General features: G+C 68.5%; 18 protein-coding genes and 1 pseudogene. 8 read left to right on the forward strand and 11 right to left on the reverse strand.

Annotation, left to right across the window (positions count from 1 at the left end):
- Window positions 1-43 precede the first annotated feature (43 nt).
- Window positions 44-1,801 (reverse strand): oleate hydratase, encoded by a 1,758-nt coding sequence (locus A5728_RS01910; protein ID WP_064845440.1) that lies wholly within the window; start codon window positions 1,799-1,801, stop codon window positions 44-46.
- 89 nt (window positions 1,802-1,890) lie between these two features.
- Between A5728_RS01910 and A5728_RS01915 the strand changes: the two genes are divergently transcribed.
- Window positions 1,891-2,637 carry a TetR/AcrR family transcriptional regulator gene (locus A5728_RS01915; protein WP_231885454.1) on the forward strand — a complete coding sequence of 249 codons (747 nt, stop codon included), beginning with the start codon at window positions 1,891-1,893 and terminating at the stop codon, window positions 2,635-2,637.
- Between the two features lie 110 nt (window positions 2,638-2,747).
- Here A5728_RS01915 and A5728_RS01920 read toward each other — a convergent pair whose 3' ends face one another.
- Together A5728_RS01920 and A5728_RS14960 are read right to left on the reverse strand one after the other, a co-directional pair.
- Window positions 2,748-3,509, reverse strand: coding sequence for an amino acid permease (locus tag A5728_RS01920; RefSeq protein ID WP_064845442.1), 762 nt, complete (start codon window positions 3,507-3,509; stop codon window positions 2,748-2,750).
- Entirely contained in the window at window positions 3,502-3,789 is a 288-nt protein-coding gene (locus A5728_RS14960; protein WP_197493057.1) for an arginase family protein, read from the reverse strand. Before A5728_RS14960 ends, A5728_RS01920 begins: the two co-directional genes overlap by 8 nt.
- Here A5728_RS14960 and A5728_RS01930 point away from each other — a divergent pair.
- From A5728_RS01930 to fmdA, 3 genes and pseudogenes are all read left to right on the forward strand, one after another.
- Window positions 3,700-4,510: pseudogene (locus A5728_RS01930) on the forward strand (aromatic amino acid lyase); the annotation flags it as partial. The gene A5728_RS14960 and the pseudogene A5728_RS01930 sit on opposite strands and share 90 nt — an antisense overlap.
- A gap of 227 nt (window positions 4,511-4,737) precedes the next feature.
- The gene (locus A5728_RS01935; RefSeq protein WP_064845445.1) at window positions 4,738-5,031 is read left to right on the forward strand and encodes an FmdB family zinc ribbon protein; all 294 of its coding nucleotides are present in this window, start codon (window positions 4,738-4,740) and stop codon (window positions 5,029-5,031) included.
- Window positions 5,032-5,089: 58 nt separating this feature from the next.
- On the forward strand, window positions 5,090-6,346 hold the full coding sequence (fmdA, locus tag A5728_RS01940) for a formamidase (protein WP_064845446.1): 1,257 nt from the start codon (window positions 5,090-5,092) through the stop codon (window positions 6,344-6,346).
- Window positions 6,347-6,469: 123 nt separating this feature from the next.
- Here fmdA and A5728_RS01945 read toward each other — a convergent pair whose 3' ends face one another.
- Window positions 6,470-7,348: an alpha/beta fold hydrolase gene (locus tag A5728_RS01945; RefSeq protein WP_064845447.1), complete on the reverse strand. Its 879-nt coding sequence runs from the start codon at window positions 7,346-7,348 to the stop codon at window positions 6,470-6,472.
- Window positions 7,349-7,442: 94 nt separating this feature from the next.
- Between A5728_RS01945 and A5728_RS01950 the strand changes: the two genes are divergently transcribed.
- Both A5728_RS01950 and A5728_RS01955 read left to right on the forward strand, forming a co-directional pair.
- The gene (locus tag A5728_RS01950; RefSeq protein ID WP_064845448.1) at window positions 7,443-9,932 is read left to right on the forward strand and encodes a DUF262 domain-containing protein; all 2,490 of its coding nucleotides are present in this window, start codon (window positions 7,443-7,445) and stop codon (window positions 9,930-9,932) included.
- Window positions 9,933-10,206: 274 nt separating this feature from the next.
- Window positions 10,207-13,200: a DEAD/DEAH box helicase gene (locus A5728_RS01955; protein ID WP_231885456.1), complete on the forward strand. Its 2,994-nt coding sequence runs from the start codon at window positions 10,207-10,209 to the stop codon at window positions 13,198-13,200.
- A 182-nt stretch (window positions 13,201-13,382) separates the two neighbouring features.
- Here the strand turns inward: A5728_RS01955 and A5728_RS01960 are convergent, their stop codons facing one another.
- The 3 genes from A5728_RS01960 to A5728_RS01970 are packed head-to-tail and all read right to left on the reverse strand — an operon-like array spanning window position 13,383 to window position 15,438.
- Window positions 13,383-13,946 (reverse strand): DUF3349 domain-containing protein, encoded by a 564-nt coding sequence (locus tag A5728_RS01960; protein WP_064845449.1) that lies wholly within the window; start codon window positions 13,944-13,946, stop codon window positions 13,383-13,385.
- Window positions 13,943-14,215 (reverse strand): hypothetical protein, encoded by a 273-nt coding sequence (locus tag A5728_RS01965; protein WP_064845450.1) that lies wholly within the window; start codon window positions 14,213-14,215, stop codon window positions 13,943-13,945. Before A5728_RS01965 ends, A5728_RS01960 begins: the two co-directional genes overlap by 4 nt.
- Complete coding sequence (locus tag A5728_RS01970) at window positions 14,212-15,438, reverse strand: inorganic phosphate transporter (protein WP_064845451.1); 1,227 nt, start codon at window positions 15,436-15,438, stop codon at window positions 14,212-14,214. Before A5728_RS01970 ends, A5728_RS01965 begins: the two co-directional genes overlap by 4 nt.
- Window positions 15,439-15,583: 145 nt before the next feature.
- Between A5728_RS01970 and A5728_RS01975 the strand changes: the two genes are divergently transcribed.
- Window positions 15,584-17,149 (forward strand): MFS transporter, encoded by a 1,566-nt coding sequence (locus A5728_RS01975; protein WP_064845452.1) that lies wholly within the window; start codon window positions 15,584-15,586, stop codon window positions 17,147-17,149.
- Between the two features lie 180 nt (window positions 17,150-17,329).
- Here A5728_RS01975 and A5728_RS15035 read toward each other — a convergent pair whose 3' ends face one another.
- The 3 genes from A5728_RS15035 to A5728_RS01990 form a co-directional block, all read right to left on the reverse strand.
- Complete coding sequence (locus tag A5728_RS15035; RefSeq protein WP_064845453.1) at window positions 17,330-18,784, reverse strand: YeeE/YedE thiosulfate transporter family protein; 1,455 nt, start codon at window positions 18,782-18,784, stop codon at window positions 17,330-17,332.
- A 191-nt stretch (window positions 18,785-18,975) separates the two neighbouring features.
- Window positions 18,976-19,389, reverse strand: coding sequence for a hypothetical protein (locus A5728_RS01985; protein WP_064845454.1), 414 nt, complete (start codon window positions 19,387-19,389; stop codon window positions 18,976-18,978).
- Entirely contained in the window at window positions 19,390-20,340 is a 951-nt protein-coding gene (locus A5728_RS01990) for an NAD(P)H-binding protein (RefSeq protein WP_082943162.1), read from the reverse strand.
- A gap of 187 nt (window positions 20,341-20,527) precedes the next feature.
- Between A5728_RS01990 and A5728_RS01995 the strand changes: the two genes are divergently transcribed.
- Window positions 20,528-20,764, forward strand: a complete 237-nt coding sequence (locus A5728_RS01995; RefSeq protein ID WP_055085169.1) for a hypothetical protein — start codon at window positions 20,528-20,530, stop codon at window positions 20,762-20,764.
- Between the two features lie 93 nt (window positions 20,765-20,857).
- Here A5728_RS01995 and A5728_RS14385 read toward each other — a convergent pair whose 3' ends face one another.
- Window positions 20,858-21,019: a hypothetical protein gene (locus A5728_RS14385; RefSeq protein WP_164497787.1), complete on the reverse strand. Its 162-nt coding sequence runs from the start codon at window positions 21,017-21,019 to the stop codon at window positions 20,858-20,860.
- Window positions 21,020-21,103 lie beyond the last annotated feature (84 nt).

Consider the following 21,103-nt stretch of genomic DNA (forward strand, 5'->3'; position numbering starts at 1 on the left):
TTCCGGGCGCACCCGTGCAGGGTCGCTCAGCCCGCGCTGAGGATCACAGCACGCCGTACTCCTCGAGAAGCTCTCCCACCTCGCCGTTCTCCAGACGACGACGCAGTCGCTTGCGCAGCGGTTCCGGCCCGAGGACCCGGACCTTCTCGCCGTCCCGCAGCCGGGTGAGGCCCTCGAGCAGCACCCGCACGTCGTAGGTGCTGCCCCACGTCTCGGGAACTCCGCGCTCCACACCCATGAGCTGGTACACGGCCTCCATGCCGGTGCGCACCGAGTACTCGGTGGTGAAGATGCAGTCGCGGCCGGTCTCGGCGAACTGGCCGATGAACGCGAAGTTGCGGGCGCCCTCGGGCACCACCCGGGGGCGGTCCCCCGCGTGGCGGGGCATGAAGAAGCTGGTCACGTACGGCATCATCACGGGAACCGTCTTGGCGCCCGTGGCCGCGAGCTCCGGGATCTCCTCCACGGGAACCCCCATGTGGTAGAGCCACTCCTGGGTGATCTCCTCGCCCGTGCACTCGGCCATGGTCTTCTTCACGAAGTCACCGGGAGTGTCCACGAACAGCGAGTAGACCCACACCACGACCTGGCCCTTCGGCTGCTTCTTGAAGTGCGGCTGGCGGTTCACGGTCCAGCTGAGCAGCCATGAGGAGTCCTCCGCCGTGACGATCCCGCCCGTGACCACCCGGCCGCTGAACGGGTCCCGCTGCGCGATCTTGCGGATGTACTCGGGGATCCGCTCGTCCAAGGTGGTGACGGTGGCGGACTCCCACTTGGTCTCGTCGATCGATGAGCAGAACACCTCGGGGCGCCCGAACGACGGGTCCTTGGCGGCGATCCGCTTCCACAGGTCCCAGGCCGAGGCGGGGCCGCGGTCTAGCGTGGCGGCCGTGGCATGGTCGCCGTCGTTCGAGTTGTCCACGAGGGATCCGATGGTGGTGAACACGAGGTCGTGCTCACCCAGTTCCTGGGTCTCGGTGGAGCCCTCGCGCACCCAGTGGATCGCGGTGGCACGGATCTCGCCGTTGCGGTGGGCGAAGTCGATGTCGCGGACATCGGTGTCGTACTGGAAGGTGACACCGCGCTCGGTGAGGTAGGAGATCAGGGGCAACACGAAGGACTCGTACTGGTTGTACTTGGTGAACTTCAGCGCAGAGAAGTCCGGCAGCCCGCCGATGTGGTGCACGAAGCGGTGAAGGTAGAGCTTGAACTCCAGCGCGGAGTGCCACTCCTCGAACGCGAACATGGTGCGCCAGTACATCCAGAACGGGGAAGCCAAAAACTCCTTGCTCATGACTTCCTGGATCTGCTTGCCCTCCATCTCCTCACGCGTGGCCAGGAAGATGTGCAGGAGGTCCTTCTGGGCGCGCTGCGGGAGGTCGAACTTGCCCTCGTGGCCCGCGTCCTGGCCCTGCTTCACGGTGGCGCGGCGCAGGGAGTAGTTGGGGTCGTCCCGGTTGAGCCACGCGAACTCGTCCAGCACGGACGCGCCCTCGATCTCCAGGGACGGCACGGAGCGCATCATGTCCCACAGGCACTCCATGTGGTTCTCGAGCTCGCGGCCGCCGCGGATGACGAAGCCCTTCTCGGGGACGTCCAGCCCATCCAGGGCACCGCCGGGCAGCCGGCCCTTCTCCACCACAGTCACGTTCTCGCCGGGCACGCCGGCGTCCCGGACCAAGAACACTGCCGCCGCGAGTCCGGCGAGACCGGATCCCACGATCCACGCGCGGGTGTCCTGTGCGTGCTCCGCCGGGCGGGGCCGCATGAAGGCCTCGTAGTTGCCTGCTGTGAACTGCATGTCGTTCCTCCCTCCGCGGGGGCGTCACCTTGGCGCTCCCTGCGTTCATAATTGAGCATACTCAATTTTGAGTGCAATACAATTATTTGGTGGAGAAAATTCAGAACCCGACGCCCCGCCGCAGAGCACGCCCCCTGGAACACGTGGCCGCCCGCGTGAGCCCGCGCGGCCCCGGGCGCCGGGAGATCGCCAAGGCGCAGAAACGCGCCCGCATCCTGGCCGCCGCCCGCTCGCTCATGAGCGAGAAGGGCTACGCGCAGATGTCCATGAGCGAGGTCGCCTCCCGCGCGGACGTGGCCGCGGGCACCGTGTTCCAGTACGCCGCCACCAAGGCGGAGCTGCTGATGATGGTCACCGAGAACATCTGGGCGGCCCACATCAACGACACCCTGGACGCCACCCCCGACCCCGGCCACCGCTCCCCCGCTGCGGTGGTGGACGCCATCATGGACTCACTCGCCCCGGTCTTCGACATGGCCGTGCACTGGCCGGAGACCACCGTGTGGATCGCGCGGGAGATTCTCTTCGGCGAGGACCTCCCCCACCGCCGCGAGGTGCTGGTGCTGGTGGAGAAGCTCGAGATCCACATCGCGCGGATGCTCGCGGGCTGCCGCTCCGCCGCGCACGCCGGCACTACGCCTCTGGACGTGGGCGCACGGATGATCGTGACCAGCGGGCTCGCGGAGCTCAACCGCGCCCGCCAGGGCCGCGCCGAGCTGCGCCTGGTGCTCGAGCGAATGCGGGAGATCATCGCCCTCGTGGCCGCGGGCGTGGACAGTGCACTTCCTCCCGCGCACGATGCCGCTGCCCCCGCCTTCCCGGCGACCGCCCGGTAGTCCGTACCCGGGAAGGCGAGGTTGCGCGCGGACCCGGCGGTGCGGCGTCGCCGTACGGGCGTGGAAGGACCCCGGCTCGCAGATGGGCCGGGGCTCTGGGAGCGCAGGGATCAGCTGCGGGGCAGGGTGATCAGCGCGGTGTGGTCGTCCAGCGGCGGGCGGTGGCGGCCGCTGCCCCTGACGAACAGCGCGTAGCCCACGCCCAGGAGCACGAGCCACACGACGCCCACGATCAGCGCCACGCGGGTGTCCGGGAACCAGCCGAGCAGCACGATCATGAGCCACACCCACACGGTGGCGAAGGTAGCGATCGAGGCGCTGATGAGGAACACGTCCTCGGGGATCACAGCGTTGAGCACCGCGCCGATGCCCAGGGCGATGCTCATGACCACCACGGTGAGCCACGGGACGCCGTTGCGGGAGACCCTGGTGAAGGCCCAGGGCGCCTGGCCGTGCTCCGCGAGGCCGAAGAGCATGCGGCCCGCACCGGAGGAGTCGGCGTTGATGGCGGAGATGGCCACCACGATCATCTCGAAGACGAACGTCCACCCCGTCACGAATCCGGCGAAGGGCCCCAGGTAACGAACGGCGTACTGCCCGAAGGAACCCGGCACGGGGTGACGGACCGCCATCTCACCGAGTGCTCGCATGACCATGTACACGGCCGCGCCCGCCAGGAGGTAGGCGAGGATCACCGCGGGTCCGGCCTTCTGGATGGCCGTCGCGAAACCATAGAACAGCCCCGTGCCGATCGCCGATCCCAGGGCGATGAACTGGATGTGGCGCATGGTCAGCCCACGGGACAGGGCCGGGCCTCGCTCGCCCGCACCATCGGAACGCCCGACGGGTGGAACGGTGGTGGTCCTACGCATGATCTTCTCTCGAGTTCTCATCGTTGAGTGCGCCCCACCGTGCCGTCATGGCGTCGTGGACGAGTGTGGTGATCAGTCGAGCGGCGGTGCGCGCGGCGCGCCCGTCCGCATCGAGTGTCGGTAGCAGTTCGACCATGTCCATCAGCGCAAGTTTCTCGCTGCGGGCCACGCGCCGACAGATCTCCCGGATGACCTCGCGCCCCTCGCCCACTGCGCGCTCGTGCTCATGGGCGAAGGGCGCGCCACCGGGCCCGACGGCGTGTTCGTCCCCGAGCTGCACGAGACGTTGCGCCCCCCACCCGGGCCAGAAGTATGCCGCTGCGAACATGCTCACGGTGCTGGAAGGCTCCGGCATCGTGGCGTACGCCCTGAACGTCGCGCAGCAGGAGCTCGCCGCGGCCGTGGACATCCCCGTGGTGCTGGACAACGACACCGTGGGCTCCAACGGCAACTTCCACGGCGCCCCCGTGGCCTACGTGCTGGACTTCATGGCCATCCCCATCGCGGACCTGGCGTCCATGTCCGGGCGCCACACGGACCGCATACTGGACCCGGCCCGCTCCCACGGCCTGCCCCCGTTCCTCGCGGAGGACCCGGGCACGGACTCCGGGATGATGATCGCCCAGTACACCCAGGCCGGGCTTGTCTCGGACATGAAGCGCCTCGCGGTGCCGGCCTCGGTGGACTCGATCCCCAGTTCGGCCATGCAGGAGGACCACGTGTCCATGGGCTGGCACGCCGCCCGCAAGCTACGTCAGGCCGTGTTGAACCTGCGCCGCGTGCTCGCCATCGAGCTGCTCTCCTCCGCCCGCGCGATCGCTCTGCGCGCGCCCCTGGAACCGGGCGCGGCGGCGTCGGCGGTCATTGCGGACCTGGACGGCCGCGTGGACGCACCCGGTGAGGACCGTTTCATGGCGCCGGAGATCGAGGCCGCCGAGGAGTACGTGGCTTCGGGGCGCCTGGTGCGCACGGTCGAGTCCGCGGTGGGCCCGCTGAACTGACCGGAGCGCGCGGGGGCGGGGCACGACGTCGCCCGCGTGCCTCCCCGCGCACAGCCAGTACGTAGGGTGAGGGACGCCGCGTTTGCGGGGAGGTTCTGCCCCTGAATATCGCGTTGTCGGGGGCAGAACCTCTCCCTGTGCGTCGGGCCGCCCGCAGGGCAGCGCCCGGGCCTGTCCCCTCCTCAGACCAGGTTGTATTGTGGTTCACACGCGTGAAGGGAGCGTCCATGCCCGTCTACGAGTTCCGGTGCGAGGCCTGCGGGCCGTTCGACGCCCACCACGCCATGGCCCAAGTGCCGCGCTCCCAGGACTGTCCCGCGTGCGGCGCGGACGCACGGCGCGTATTCTCCGCCGTGGGCCTGTCCCGCGCGAACTCTGCCCGGGCACGCGTGATTGACGACGCTGCCCGCACGGCTGACGCGCCAGACGTCGTCCGATCCCTGCCCCGCCAGCCCGGCGCCCCCGGCGCGGCCCCGGCCGTGACCCGGGACCCCCGGCACGCGAAGCTGCCGCGGCCGTAGCTTCCCCACACTGCCGCGCGGGAACCGCCCGCGGGGCTCTCCAGAAAGGTCACGGACCATGCCAGAAGTGATTTTCCCGCTGGACTCGACCAAGCCCTTCACCGAGCAGAAGCTGACCGGCCACAACCGCTGGCACCCGGACATCCCGCCCGTGGCCACGCTCAAGCGCGGGGAGAGCTACCGCATTGACTGCCGCGAGTGGTTCGACGGCGCCATCAAGAACGACGACTCCGCGGACGACATCCGGGACGCACCCCTGAACCGGGTGCATGCACTGTCCGGGCCGTTCCGGATCGAGGGTGCGGAGCCCGGTGACCTGCTGATCGTGGACATCCTGGACGTGGGGCCCATTCCGCAGGAGGAGGGGCCGCTGACCGGGCAGGGCTGGGGCTACACCGGGATCTTCGCGCAGAAGAACGGTGGCAGCTTCCTGGTGGACCAGTTCCCGGACGCCTACAAGGCCGTGTGGGACTTCCGCGGCGGCGAGTGCACGTCCCGGCACATCCCCGGCGTGAAGTTCACGGGCATGGTCCACCCCGGTCTCATGGGCACCGCGCCGTCCTCCGAGCTGCTGAAAACGTGGAACAAGCGCGAGGGCGATCTGATCGCCACCGATCCGCAGCGCGTTCCCCCTCTCGCCCTGCCGCCGGAACCAGACTCGGCGATCCTCGGCTCGCTGAGCGGCGCGGACTACGACCGCGTGGCCGGCGAGGCCGCCCGCACCGCTCCCCCGCGCGAGAACGGCGGCAACCAGGACATCAAGAACTTCACCAAGGGCTCGCGCGTGTTCTACCCGGTGTACGTGTCCGGGGCGAACCTCTCCATGGGGGACCTGCACTTCTCCCAGGGGGACGGTGAGATCACGTTCTGCGGCGGCATCGAGATGGGCGGGTTCATCGACATCCACGTGGACGTGATCAAGGGCGGCATGGACACCTACGGCGTGAGCGAGAACGCCATCTTCATGCCCGGGCGCAACGGTCCGGTGTACTCGGAGTGGCTCGCGTTCTCCGGCACGTCCGTGACGCTCGATGGCGAGCAGCGCTACCTGGACTCCCACCTGTCCTACCAGCGCGCGGTCCTGCACGCGATCGACTACCTCGCCAAGTTCGGCTGGTCCAAGGAGCAGGCGTACCTGCTGCTGGGCGCCGCACCCATCGAAGGCCGCTTCTCCGGGGTGGTGGACATCCCCAACTCGTGCGCCACGGTGTATCTGCCCACGGAGATCTTCGACGTGGACATCCGCCCCTCTGCCAGCGGCCCCACGCAGGTGGATCCGGGCATGGGCGCGCCGCGGGCGATGAACCCGGGCTGATCCCCACACGGGCCCTCGCGGACGACGCCGCTGGGACGACTCTCACAGGTGAGTGCGCTTCCGCCACGGAACCGCGGTTTCCCGCCGGTGGAGGTGCACTCGCATGTTTCATGGGTGGTCCCCTCAATCCCGTGCGGCGGCCACCAGGTGCTCCTGGATCTCCGCCAGCACCTCGTCCGGGCGCTCTTCCACCATGAAGTGCCCGGTGGGAACCGCCCGACCGGTGATCCGCGGCAGCCACGGCCGCCACGCCTCCAGCGGATCCGTCTGGGCACCCACCACGCCGTCGCCGCCCCAGAGCAGCAGGGCGGGGAGGTTGCGGGAGGTGCCGCGGTCGGCGTCATCGTGCTCCCGGTCCACCCCGGCGGCCGCGGCGTAGTCCGCGCACCACGCGGCCACCACCGACGGGTTCTGGGCGGCGGCCTCGTAGGCGGCGAGCGCCTCGGGGTGGAACGTGTCCAGGGAACCGGGAGTGCCACCCAGTCCTTCCAGAGCCGCGTAGAGAAAGGTGAGGGGCTCGGCGCTGATGAGCCGCTGCGGCATGGGGGCCGGCTGGGCCAGGAACAGCCAGTGGTAGTACCGAGTGGCCAGCCAGTCGTCCATGAGCTCCCACACGGTGGGGGTGGGGAGGATGTCCAGCAGCGCCACGGAGCGCACGGCGTCCGGGAAGTCCAAGGTCATGCGGTGGGCGGTGCGGGCGCCGCGGTCGTGGGCTACCACGTGGAAGGACTCGTGGCCCAGGTGACGCATCACGGCCACCATGTCCGCAGCCATGGCCCGGAAGCTGAAGTCCTCACTGCACGCCGTGGAGTCACCGTAGCCGCGCAGGTCCGCAACGACCACGCGATGGCCCCGCGCGAGGGCCGGACCCAGGCGGTGCCACATGGCGTGGGTCTGCGGGAAGCCGTGCAGCAGCAGGAGCGGCTCGCCCCGCCCGCCGGTCCTCACGTGGATGGTGGCCCCGGGGACCGGGATGCGGTGGGTCTCGAAGTTCTCAAACATGGGGCCATTGTGCGCGCCCCGGGGACCGCCGGGCGCTTCAGGCCCCTGGGAGGCGCCCCCCAGCGTCTGCTCCCGCGACTCGTAAACTTGCCCCATGCGCGGACAGGTGACTGAAGTTCTCAAGGTGTACGGGATGCAGGAGCGGCAGCTGGTGATCCCCGTGTACCAGCGCAACTACGACTGGGGGCTGAAACAGTGCCAACAGCTGCTGGAAGACCTCGTCAACGTCATCCAGCAAGGCCGGCCCAAGCATTTCTTCGGGGCCGTGGTGGGCCAGCCGGAGGGTTCATGGCGGTGGGTGGTGATCGACGGTCAGCAACGACTCACCACGGTCAGTCTGCTCATGCTGGCCCTTGCGGACCTCCTGGACGAGGGCACCCTCGAGTCGCGCAATCCAGGACTCGCCCACAGGATTCGCACCAGCTTCCTGCTGCTCAACGAGCAGCAGGACACACCCCGGTTCAAGCTCAAGCCCGTCAAGCATGATGCGGACGCCTACGCCTTGCTGTTCAGGTCTGACTCGGATCACATCGACACGTCCTCGGTGACCGCCAACTACCGTTTCTTCAAGGATCAGATCCCCCGACTGCCCATCGATGGGGACGACCTGTGGGCCGCGGTAGAGCGCCTCGAGGTCATGCATCTGGACCTGGAGCAGCACGACGATGCACAGCGCATCTTCGAATCGCTCAACTCCACGGGGCTGGCTCTGAGCGAAGCGGGCAAGGTGCGGAACCTGGTTCTGATGGGCCTGGACGTCCACGAGCAGGAACGCGTCTACACCGACTACTGGAACCGTATTGAGGTCAACGTCGGCTATGACACCGGGGCATTCCTGCGCTGGTACCTGGTGACTCGCACCTCGCGCATCCCCCGCCAGGACCAGGTTTACGAGTCCTTCAAGAAGTACATCACCGAGACGGGGCTTCGAGGCGCTGAGCTGCTGGACGGGGTCCGGAAGTACTCCACCTACTACCGCCAGATCCGCACCGCCACCACCGGAAGCTCAAAGATCGACCTGCGTCTTCGCCGGCTCAACCTCTTGAAGACCGATGTCGTGCTCCCCCTGCTCATGCCCCTCTTCGAGTCGCGGGAGACCGGCGAGATCACGGACCTCGATCTTGCCGAGTGCATCCGCACCGTGGAGTCGTATATTTTCCGTCGCTACATTGCAGAAGTTCCGACGAATGCGCTGAACAAGGTGTTTGCCACGGTCTACAGGGACGTGAAGCGCATCCGCCCCGAAAACCGTTCCTTCGCCGAAGTCCTGGGGTACTCGCTGCGGAAGCGCTCCGGCTCCGGAGCCTTCCCCGATGACGCTGAGTTCATCAGCAGTCTTGAGGTGAAGAACCTGTACAACTTCAAGGGCGAGCGTCGGAAGTACCTGTTCGAGTGCTTGGAGAACCTGGATTCCAACGACACCAGAGACATCGCCAACGGCATTGAGGACGGGTCTCTCACCATTGAGCACGTCATGCCGCAGACGCTCACGCAGGCATGGCACGACGAACTGGGTGATGAGGCCCAGCGCATCCACGAGCAGTGGTTGAACCGGCTCGGCAACCTGACCGTGACCGGGTACAACTCCTCCTACTCGAACTCTTCGTACTCCACGAAACGCACCATGAAGCACGGATTCATGGAGTCCCCGTTCCGGTTGAACCTGGAGATGCGCAGCGCCGAACACTGGGGCGAGGACCAGCTGGCGGCACGGACCCGCCGTCTCTGCGCAGATGCGCTCACCTACTGGATCTATCCCGAGAGCGACTTCGAACCGGCCCGACCGCAGCTGCCCACGGAAGCACTGGGAACGGACACCAACTTCACGGGCAGGGCTGCTGTGTCCTTCACGTGGAACGAGCACCACGCCACGGTGGCCAACTGGCGGGACCTGACGGCCCGGGTATTCACGATCCTTCTGGTTGAGCACCGGGACGAGTTCCTCCAGTGGGCCCGGACCTCCGACTGGTTCCGCGTGGGCGCGGCCTACGACCCGGACGAGAACGGCGTGTACCGCCTGGACGACAGCATCGGCTGGAACGCATCGTCGAGCACCTGGACAAAGGTCTCCCTGATGCGCAGGGTTTTTTCCCACCTGGAGCTGGACCCCGAAGAGCTGATCATCACCCTGCGTTCGGACGAGACCGCGGAGCGGGGACAGGAAACCGCAGAAACTGCCGAGGGCGAGAACTTCCCCTACCTGGAAATCGTGAAGTTCCTGCCCCGCCTCGTTGAGCTCGAGGGCATGGCCACGGACGACCCCCTGGTGCAGGAAACGGCGGAGGAGTTCATGCAGTCCTTCCACCCGTTTCGGGACGAGCAGCCACTCAAGACCCTGGGGACCAGCGTGCGGAAGTTCTGCGCCGATCCGGAACGACGCGCCGCCGCGACTGCGGAGGAAACCATTGCCCTCATCTCCTCCAAGGTGGACGAGACGGAGCACGTGGATCCGGATGCCCTGGCCGAGGCAGCCGTGGAGGGCACCCTGTCCCTGTGGGTGGGGCGCCTGCGGGAAACGAGTCCCGCACCTGAGATCTCGGACCGTCTCCTTCCGAGGCGCACCCCAGAAGTGGCCACCGGCTGAGGCAGGATGGGGAAATGGCGATGTCTCAGATGAGTCCCGCGCAGCAGCGCATTCTGGACTACTGGTGGATGCTGGAGCTGTTCAGTCCGCAGCCGCTCCCCAAACTGACGCCCCGGTCAACACGGCCCGAGGACCGGCAGGTCGTGGCCTGGACATCCGATGCGCCCCTCCCTGGGATTCACTGCCCGAGCCTCGACCCATGGGAAATACCCCGCGGGAGTGGCGGCATACGGTCTATCTCGGTGTTTACAAGGTGGAGGACACCTACGAGGTCATGCACTGGGTGTTCGCGGACGAACCGGATGCCTACGACGAGCGCCCCGGCGGTCGGAGCGCCTGCGCGGGGGTTCTGGTGGGCCACGACGGAAAGCTGATCGGGGACACCGCCACGCTCTCGTCCTGTCTCTGGGCGGTGGGCCGCCTCCTCCACCCGGGCCCGCGGGATCCGTCGTGGATGTCCGGTTTTGAGGCGGCGCAGGAATCCTTCGTGGAAGCCCTCGACGAGCTGGGGGGCCGTCGTCTGGAGCAGGAGAGCTCGCACGAGGTTCCCCGGCTGGGCGAGGCGTATCTGAACGACATTCTGCGGGCCGCACACGCCGGCGCCGGCGTCCAGGGCCGCGAGGATCTCGCCACCCACCAGATCGTCATCGAAAGTCGAGTGGTCGCCGTACGCCCGCACGACAGCGTCAGCGACATGGACTTCCTCAACAGCTTCTACCTGCAGGATCTGGGCACCGTACGGCAGGCAGCGGCAGCGGGACGCAGCGGAACCGCCCTACTGGAGTACCTGACCGAGGACGGGAAGGAGACGTCCGCCGGACGAGTGGACGTCATCCAGCACCCCGAGGCAGTCGATGCCCGGACCCGTGTGGACCAGCTGCCCTTGGGCCGCTGGCCTTCGAACCCCGAGCACCCGCTTGCCCTGAGCCAGCAGTTCGCGGTGAACCGCGCCCTCAACGACCTGCGCCAGAACCTCGGCGTCATGGGCGTCAACGGCCCGCCGGGCACCGGCAAGACCACGATGCTGCGGGATGTGCTGGCGGGCAACGTGGTGGAACGAGCCCGCCGACTCGCAGCTCTCGACGATCCGTCCCGTGCCTTCACCGGATCAATGCACCGCTGGACGTCGGCGTCCGGGTACAGCAGATCGGTGCCGCAGCTCATTCCCGAGCTCACGGGGTTCGAGATGGTCGTGGCATCGGCGAACAACGCCGCTGTGGAGAACGTGGCGGTCGAAATCCCTTCTGCGGATGCGATTTCTTCGCCGTGGGAGAAGTCTGCCGACTACTTCAAGGACATTGCGACGGCGACTCTGCGGGCGGCCGCCGGAAAATCAGCAGCCGACGAGGCGGACACTCCAGGCTGGGGACTGGTGGCAGCCAGACTGGGCAAGAAGTCCAACCGCATGGCTTTCCAGAGCGCTCTCTGGTTCGACGAAAAAGCGTCGCGGGACCGATCCACCGGGTCCGACGGCGCTCCGTCCCACAGCGGCGGGAGGACCTCGCCCCGGGTGGAGAGGGAGGGTCTCGACACCATTCTCAAGCACTGGGCCGAGGGCACCCGGCCGAAGCGCACCTGGGGAGAAGCCCAAGCAGTGTTCCAGCGTGCGCTGGAGCGCGTGGAGAACCTGATGGGGCAACGCCAGGCCGCTGAAGGACGACGGGAAGAAGTCCAGTTACTGGTGCGTAAGATCGCCCGCCGGGAAGAACACCTGCGCACTCTCCGGGCGGAAGAAGGCCGGGCGCGCGAGATCCATCGCGCGCAGGTCCTGAGAGCCGGTGACCTGCAGAACGAGCTGGACACCGCGGCCGCCGCCTACCAGCAGCACATGGGCGAGAAGCCAGGCATCCTGGAAACCATCTTCACCCTGGGCGCCGCGCCACGTGAGTGGCGAACGCACCTGAGCCCGCTGAGCATGGCACTGGAGACCGCCCGGCAACGGTCCGCGTCCCACGCGGCCGAAATCGACCGCGTCCAGCGCCATCTGGCCAGTGTCCGGCAGGAGGCGGAGACAGCTGAACGGGATCTGGCAATGAAGACGTCGCGCAGGCGTTCCCTCGAGGCCCAGTGCGCCCAGGACCGCACGAGATACGGCAAGCACCACCCGGATGCCCACGCGTCCGTCGAGGACCGGGAGTTGCACGCCCCGTGGCTCGACCACGATCTCAGCAAGGCGCGTTCCGATCTCTTCCTCGCTGCCCTGGAGCTGCACCAGGACTTCATGGCCGCCACTTCCACCACCATGAGACAGGGACTGAGAGCAGCTTGCGAAGTGGTGGCGGGAGACCACCCGCGGAAACTGGAGCGGGAGAAACTGCGCGCCGCATGGCAGCTGTTCTTCCTGGTGGTGCCGCTGGTGTCATCAACCTTTGCGTCGCTGGGACGAATGTTCGGTGACGTAGGCCCCGAAGCATTCGGGTGGCTCCTCATCGACGAGGCAGGACAGGCATGTCCCCAGTTCGCGGTGGGAGCCATCTGGCGCGCACAGCGCGTTCTCGCGGTCGGCGATCCCCTGCAGCTGCAGCCGGTGGTCACGATTCCCCCGAAATCGCGGCGAGACATCGCTGCAGCGTACGGCGTCTCTGCGACGTGGATACCGCCCCGCGCCTCCGTTCAGACCCTTGCCGACCGAATCTCTCCCTACGGCACCGTTCTTCCGCAGGGCGAGCAGGACGTGTGGGTCAGTGCGCCGCTGAAGGTGCACCGGCGCTGCGACGACCCCATGTTCTCCCTGTGCAACCGCATTGCCTACAACGGGATCATGGTGAACGGGGTTCCAAAGCCCCGCGTCAAGGACGCAGCCGTCGACCCCTTCGAGGACACGGGGACGGGGCCGGCAGTCGCGTGGAGCTACTGGGCGGATGAGCCCGCGACCACCCCCGGAACACACCTGCAGATGGGGCAGGTCAAGCGGCTGGAGAAGGCGCTTGAGTATCTGGACGAGAAGGGCGTGGACCCGTCACGAGTGATTGCCATATCCCCGTTCCGTGATGTATCGAACCATCTGCGGCAGCTCGTGGACCGCAAGAAGTATCCCGGTCTGCAGGCGGGCACGATCCACACGGCTCAGGGCCGAGAGGCGGATGTCGTCATCCTGGTTCTGGGAGGAGATCCCGCAAGCCCGGGGGCCAAGGCCTGGGCGGCGTCAACCGTGAATCTGGTGAACGTCGCGGCCAGTCGCGCCAGGCGCCGGCTGTACGTCATTGGTGACCGTTCGGAGTGGTCCGGTCACCGATACTTCTCGGACCTGCCCGATGCCCTGAAGTGATCATCTGAACGGTCCCGGAGGAGGGCCAAGGCCACCGCGTCCGAGGAGAGCTTCTGCCACCGAAAGGCGCGCTGTCGGTGGCAGAACTTCCCCTGCCGCGTCGGGCCCCCGTTGCGGGGCACCGCCGCAGGGTAGAACCCGCCCTCCGCAGTCCGGCTCGGCCCCCACCCGCGGAGCCGCCCCTACTCCCCCTCGAACGGCCACCCGTGGGCCGCGAGCATCGCGCGGATGCGCTCCATCTCCTCCGGCTTGGGCTCGTCCTCCGTGGCCCGGTGGATCGCAGCGCGGGCGTCCGCCTCGGAGAGGGAGGTGCCCTCAGTGCGGGCGTCCGTTGCGAGCTGCTCGGCAATTGCGGCCATGTCCTCGTCGTTGAGCTGCGGGCGCAGCACCGCCAGGACCGGGAGGTAGTCCTGCGCGGGCACGCCGTGGGGGTAGTCCGCGCGCAGCCAGTTCATGGCGCGGGCCACGTAGCCCGGCTGCCGGACGGGGGCATCCGGCCCCGGCCCGGCGAGGGGCCAGCCGGCGCGCGCGAGGGTGGCGGCGACGTCGGCGAGCTGCTCCGCGGACGCGGAGGCGGCCACGAGCGTGTCATGGCTGGGGAGCTCGAGGGCCTCCAGGAGGCGCTCCGCGCGGCGGGAGCCCACCGTGCGCACGAGCAGCTCCGCCAGAACGGGGCGCGCGTCCTCGGGGACACCCTGGGGATAGGCGGCTCGGAGGTGCTCCAGCGCCGCATCGAAGGTCATCATCCGAACACCGAGATCCCTAGGTAGTGGTCCAAGCTCTTCCGGGTGATCCACAGGACCCCGATCACCACGGCGGCGAGCACGATGGCAAAGCACAGCACGGCGCCCGCGAGCGCCACGGCGTTCCTGCGCGCCGTGCCGTCCGGGCCCGGCGGCAGGGTGGCGCGGCTCCACAGGGCGATGCCCACCGTGAACAGCGCGGGCAGTCCGGCGCCGAAGCAGAGCCCGGCCAGCAGCACGGCGAGGGCAGATTTCGCCATCTGGGCGATCATGAGCGAGCCACCTCCTGGGTGTCGGCCCGGTCCGGGTCACCGGGGGCCACGGAGTGGGTGTTCTCGTCCCACTCGGCATTGACGTTGTGCCGGTTCACCTTCTGGTGCCGGGAGCGCAGGAAGATCACCGCGGACGCCGCCGCCAAGAGCAGGAAGATCACCACGGCTCCCGGCAACCCGCCCACGGCCCGGGCGATGATGAAGCACACCGCACCCACCACGGCCGCGGCGGGGAGGGTGAGCAGCCAGCCCACCACCATGCGCCCGGCCACGCCCCAGCGCACCCGTGCCCCGGGCTTGCCGACGCCCGAACCGAGGATGGATCCGGTGGCCACGTGCGTCGTCGACAGCGCCATGCCGAAGTGGCTGGAGGTGAGGATGATCGCGGCCGAGGAAGCCTCCGCGGCCATGCCCTGCGGCGGTTCGATCTCCACGAGTCCCTTGCCCAGGGTGCGGATCACGCGCCAGCCGCCCAGGTAGGTGCCGAGCGCGATGGCCACGGCGCACGTGACGATGATCCACGGCGGCAGCCCGTTGTCCTCGATTCCCTGGACGCTCAGGTTCCCGTGGGCGATCAGCGCGAGGGCAATCACGCCCATGGTCTTCTGCGCGTCACCCGTGCCGTGCGCGAGAGACACCATCGACGCTGTTCCCACCTGCCCCCAACGGAAGCCGCGGTCCTTGTGGCGGTTCGAGGCGGCGCGGCTGATGAGGTAGACGAGCGCCGTTCCCACCGCGGCCACGCACCCAGCGATGAACGGGGCGAGGGCGGCGGGGACGAGGATTTTCTGGACCACACCGGACCAGTTGACCCCGGCGACGCCGAGCGAGGCCAGGCCGGCGCCGATCAGCCCGCCGAACAGCGCGTGCGACGAGCTGGAGGGCAGACCGAACAGCCAGGTGGCCAGGTTCCAGAGGATGCCGCCGATGAGTCCGGAGAAGATCAGCACCAGCGCGAGAGTGGGGTCCAGGCCGTGAACCAGTCCGCCGTCCGAGGTCTGGATGAGCAGGACGTCCTTGGTCACCGTGGTGGCCACCTCCACGGAGAGGAACGCCCCCACCAGGTTCAACACCGCGGACAGTGCAACCGCCGTCCTGGGTGAGAGCGCACCGGTGGCGATGGATGTTGCCATGGCGTTGCCGGTGTCGTGGAATCCGTTGGTGAAGTCGAAAGCCAGTGCGGTCACGACCACCAGGCCCAGGATCACCAGTTCAACTGTCATGCCTCCAGGATGACGCCCCCCTGTCCCGCGCACCAAAACCGCCCCCGGGACGGCACTGGGACAGCACCGGGGTGCATGCGTCCGGCACGATCCGCCGCAGGGAAACATCGCCCAGCGCGTCTGAGACCGGGCCCATAATGCGTTCATGACCTCTGACCCCCACCGTGATCCGGACCCCGGCGAGACCTGGCACGAACGCTCCCCGGCCACGGGAACCGGCGAGCTGCCCATCCTCAGCCCGCGCCCGGATCCGCAGACCCACCGGGGCTACGCCCACGGCACGGATCCGCGGCGGTGGCGGATCCTGGCCGTGCTGCTCGTGGCCATCTTCATGTCCCTGGTGGCCGTGAGCATCATCAACGTGGGGCTGCCCTCCATCCAGGAGGGACTGGGCGCCTCCGAGTCCCAGCTGCAGTGGATCCTCTCCGGCTACGCGCTGACCTTCGGTGTGGTCCTGGTGGCGGGCGGCCGCGCCGGGGACGTGTTCGGGCGTGGGTTCCTGTGGATGCTCGGGGTGGCCATCTTCACGCTGTCCTCGATCGCCGCGGGCCTGGCACCGGATCCCACCATGCTGATCGTGGCCCGCTTCGTGCAGGGTGTGGGCTCTGGGCTGCTCAACCCGCAGGGCGTGGCCATGATCCAGCAGTACTTCAAGGGCGCAGAGCGCGGGAAGGCGTTCGGAATGCTGGGCAGCGCAGTGGGTGTCTCCGTGGCCATCGGCCCGGTCCTGGGAGGTCTGCTGATCCAGACGGGCGGCGCGGCCGAGGGCTGGCGGTGGCTGTTCATGGTGAACGTCCCCGTGGGCGTCGTCGCGCTCGTGCTCGCGTTCCTCTGGTTCCCCCGCCCGCTGCTGCGCAGGCCCGAGGGCACCACCATCCGCCACGCCCTGCGGGAGATGGACCCCACGGGTGCGGTGCTCCTGGGCATCGCGCTGCTCGCCACCCTGCTCCCGTTCATCGAGGCCGGCTCCCCCGGCACGAGCCCGTGGGTGTGGGCCCTGCTCGCGGTCGCCGCCATGTTCCTGGCCCTGTGGATCGCGTGGGAGAAGCACTTCAAGGCCTCTGGGCACCAGCCCATGGTGGACCTGGACATCTTCAGGGTCAGCAGTTTCCTCAACGGCACCCTGCTGATCTCGCTGTATTTCCTGGGCATCACGAGCGTGTGGGTGCTTGTCACCCTCTACATGCAGAAGGGGCTCGGCCACACCGCGCTGGCCGCCGGTTGCGTGGGCCTGCTCAATGCCTTGGCGAGCGCGGTGGCCTCCAACCTGGCCGGCAGCCGCGTGAACCGGATGGGCCGCAAGATCGTGGTGCTCGGCATGCTCAGCGTGGTCGTGGGCCTGCTGCTGAGCATGGCGGTGATCCTGCTGCACGACTCTTGGCACATCAGCGAGTGGTGGCTCGTGCTCACCCTGGGCTTCGTGGGTTTCGGCCAGGGCGCCGTGGTGAGCCCCAACCAGACACTCACGCTCGCGGAGGTGCCACTCGAGTACGCGGGCAGCGCCGGTGGCGTGATGCAGACCGGCCAGCGCGTGGGCACCGCCGTGGGCATCGCCATGATCACCGCGGTGGCGTACGGAGTGATCGCCGGCCAGGGCTGGCCCGTGGGCATCGCGGCGGGACTGGGCGTTGTGGTGCTCGTGGTGCTCCTCGCCCTGGCCGTGGCCCTGCGGGACATGCGCCACCGCGCCCGACAGGACTCTCGCGCCTGAGTCACGGCGCACACACCACGACACCTCCGGAGCGCTCGCCCCCCCCGGTGGGCCCACGCTCCGCACTGTTCCGGTGGTACGACGACGCCGCCGCGCCCTCCCTGCCTCGGCCCCCGGCGGGCGGGGTCCATGGAACGCAGAGGTGGCGCGGCGGTGTCGTGAGCGGGGGCTCTGAGTGGGTTAGCCCTTCTTGAGGGTGATCTGCCAGCTGGCGTCGCCCTTCTCCACGAAGTCGGTGACCTCGTGGCCGTCCGTGGCCGCCCACTGCGGAATGGCCTCGGTGGCCTGGGTGCAGTCGAAGTCGATCACCAGGTGCTCACCGGTCTGAAGGGTCTGCATGACATCCTTGGCCTCGATCAACGGGAACGGGCACACGGCACCGAGCGAGTCCAGGGCATAGTAGCCGTCCCCCAGGCCTGTGAGCTTCTTCGACGGTGCACCTGCCGGGTCCTTGACCATGAGCGCGGCGGGTGCCGCAGCGAAGCCCGAGAACACGTTCGCACCCGAGGTGCGGGGAGCCCCCGCGGTGGGAGCGGCGTCGATCGAGTTGTCGTCCGGTGCGGTGACGCCCACCGTGTGGTCCAGGCTCTGAGCAGTGGAGTAGGTGCCGTCTTCGCCGGTGGCGGGCTGCGTAACGGTGGGCTTGAGCCAGATCCTGGTGGCCGCGGCCACGCCCAGGGCGATGAACAGCAGCGCGATCCAACCCTGGAACGTGAACAGGCTGGTCTGGACCATACCGTTGCCCACTGTGCAGCCACCGGCCAGGGCCGCGCCCACACCCATGAGCAGGCCGCCCGCGATGGAGCGCACCGTGGTGGTGGCGTCCGGCACGCGCACGCGGAATTCACCCGTGGACTTGGCGGCGATGAACGAGCCCACCAGGATGCCGAGCACGAGCATCACGCCCCAGTCCAGCTTCCCGTCCGCTCCGGTGACCAGGAAGTTCAGTAGGTTGGCGGTGGGGGTGGTGATGCCCAGACCGTCGTTGCGGCCGGTCGCGGCGGACAGCGGCCACGCGATGACGCCGAGCAGACCCACGAGCGCGCCGGCAGTGTAGACGTGCAGGGGCTTCTTCCATGCGGGACGGCCGTTCAGCCGTGCGGGCTTCACGGTGTTCTTCTCGCGGTTGAGGAAGTGGCGCACCATCACACCGGTGACCGCTGCCAGGACGATCACGAACAGCCACGGGGAGACGCCCAGGGCACTGGGGATGGTGGTGAGCCCGGTGTCCCACTGCTTCATGCCGGAGTTGAAGCCCTTGAGCACACCGGTCTTCATGGCGGACGCGGACAGTGCGTACATGGCCAGCGCGATCCACGAGCCCACGAGGCCCTCGCCGGAGCGGTACCACGTGCCGGAGGCGCACCCGCCGGCCAGGATGATGCCGATGCCGAACATGAATCCGCCCACGATCACCGCGAGGGGCGCGAAGGAGGGGTAGTCGGGGGAGATGACGCCGGCGGAGGTCAGGGCGGTGAGACTAATAGCGTGCACGGAGATCACCACGAGCAGCGCGGCGAAGGTCCGCCACGACTTCTGCAGGAAGATGTCCCGCAGCATGCCGGTGACGCAGAAGCGGCCGCGCTGCATGACGATGCCCAGCAGCGCGCCGATGACAAGTCCGGTAAGGATCATAGGTGAGTACCAGTTTCCCGCGCACCGGAAAGAGGGCGCGTTCGGAGGAAGGGACGATGAGATGAGGGATCGAAAAAGACTCCGTATACTCAACTCCTCACCGGGGGCAACGTCCAGGTTGTCGTCACAAAGTGTCACACTTCCCGGAAACGACCCGAAGTACCTACTCGTGAGGTATTAGCGACATTGCGTCACGTTGTCCGGCGCGATACCGCCCGCAGCGCCCCGACGGCACCCTCCCCCGCCCGACTCACGGACATGGGCACCTGCTTGAAAACCTCCCGCGGGATCGGGGTCCGGCACAGCTGCGCGGTCCGCTCCACGTCCCAGTCCACGAGCACGAACCACTCATCGCCCTCCCGCACGACTTCCCGCACGGCGCCCGTGGCGCACAGCTCCTGCCGCTGGGACAGGTAGGCCCAGATGGTGTCCCCCGCCGTCATGGTTCGGTAGCCCGTGCGCAGGCACCACCGATCCGCGGGCTGCGAGCGCCCGATCGCCTCCCACACCGCCGTGGCGTCCTGGCGGGTGCGCCAGTCGGCGGGCATGTGCTGCCCGTGAGCGGCCGGGTTGATGGGAAGCAACCAGTGGGTCTCCGCGGCCATTCACGCGCCTCGCGATTCGGTCGTGGCGTTCGACGCCGCGCCCCGCCCGGTCCCGGCGTCACACTCGGCGGCATCGCCGGAGGCTCGCCCGGCGTCGGCGTCGCGCTCCTCCGGCGACGACGCTCCCAGCAGCGCGTCGTACCCCTCCCGGAACGTGGGGTAGCGCCACCGGGATCGAGGAACCAGGGAGTGCACGAGCACCCCGTCGATGATCTTGCCGAGCGGCCCCTCCCCCGCGGGCGAGTTGTCCGGGGGCACCGCGACACCCAGCCGCGCCGCGAGGTGCGTGACGACGTCACCCAGCTGAGCGGCGTCATGATCCACGGCGTGCAGCAACCGCAGCGGCTCGGGAGCGTCGAGCACGGTGGAGAGGACCGTGACGAGATCGTCCCGGTGGATCCTGTTGGTCACGCGCCGGTGGGTGACAGGCGTGGCCGTGCGGACCCGCTCGATCAGGGACGTGCGGCCGGGCCCGTAGATCCCCGCGGGGCGCACGATGACCAGGTCCGGGAAGAGATCGGCGGCGAGCTCCTCCGCGGCGAGCAACACGTGGGCGGTGGCGCGCTGAGGGTCGGGCGGGGTGGCCTCGGTGACGACCTCACCGTCGGTGCCGCCCAGGACGCCCGTGGAGGACACGAGCACCACGCGCGGCGCGGCGTCGGACGGCAGGGCCAGGTGCAACCCGCGCAGCGCACCCAGGTAGGTGCGTTCGTAGGCGGTCGCGTCGCGGCCGTCGGCGGTGAGGGTGACCACCACGGCGTCGGCCGCGGGAAGGACGGCCTCCCCCGGGTCGGTGAGGTCCAGAGAGACCGGCTCGATGGGCTCGGGCAGCGCGTCCGCGCGGCGCCGCACGCCCACCGCGCGCACTCCGCGTTCGGCGAGGCGCAATCCCAGGGCGGTCCCCACGTCCCCGCAGCCGGCCAGGAGCACTGTTGCAGCGGAATCATTCATGGCACCAGCCTGTCATGTCCGCGCGACGGCGCGTGGTCCGGCTCGGTAAGGGAAAGGAACGGTGACATGACCGGGCAGAACCCGATCCATCACCCCCCTTATTATTTGGCCCCCCGGCATCTACGGTGGAGGTACCCAGCCCTGCTTCACCACCACTTGCTCAGCAGAGCAGAACGGAGATCACACCATGATCATGAAGACCCTGCACGACGCCGGTATCCGCTCCGAGTACGCCTACACCGCAGGCATGGGCTCGATCGCCCTGTCCTTCGTGTCGTGGGGAATCTCGCGTCTCAAGAGCGACGACTCCAAGGCCCAGTCGGACCGCTGGGGCATCTTCGTGGGCCACTGGGCGCCCACCTTCATGAGCGTGGGCCTGGCTCTCGCCCAGTACGAGCAGACCCTCGAGAACAAGAAGAAGTAGCCACCGACCCCGCAGCCACTCGGCGCAGAAGAACCGCCCCGCACCTTCGTGGTGCGGGGCGGTTCGCCTGTCAGCGGCTGCCCGGTGCGGTGCTCAGTGCCCGTAGCCCTGGGACTGCTCCTCCGTGCCGGCCTGCTCCTCGAAGAACTCCTGCTGCTCCTGGGTGTTCGCCTGCTCGGCGGCCTTCTGTCGCTGCTCGTCGGTGTCCACCTGGCTGACCGACTCGGTGTTCTCGTCCTGCGGGTTCTTGCCCATGGCTGCGCTCCTTCGCGGTTGCGTGGTGCGCCGCCCCGAGCTCCGCGGCCCGGACGACGGCGCCGTGCCCCGAGCATCCTCACC

The organism is Kocuria sp. ICS0012, from assembly GCF_001665945.1.
In the GTDB taxonomy this organism is placed as follows: Bacteria; Actinomycetota; Actinomycetes; order Actinomycetales; family Micrococcaceae; genus Kocuria; species Kocuria marina.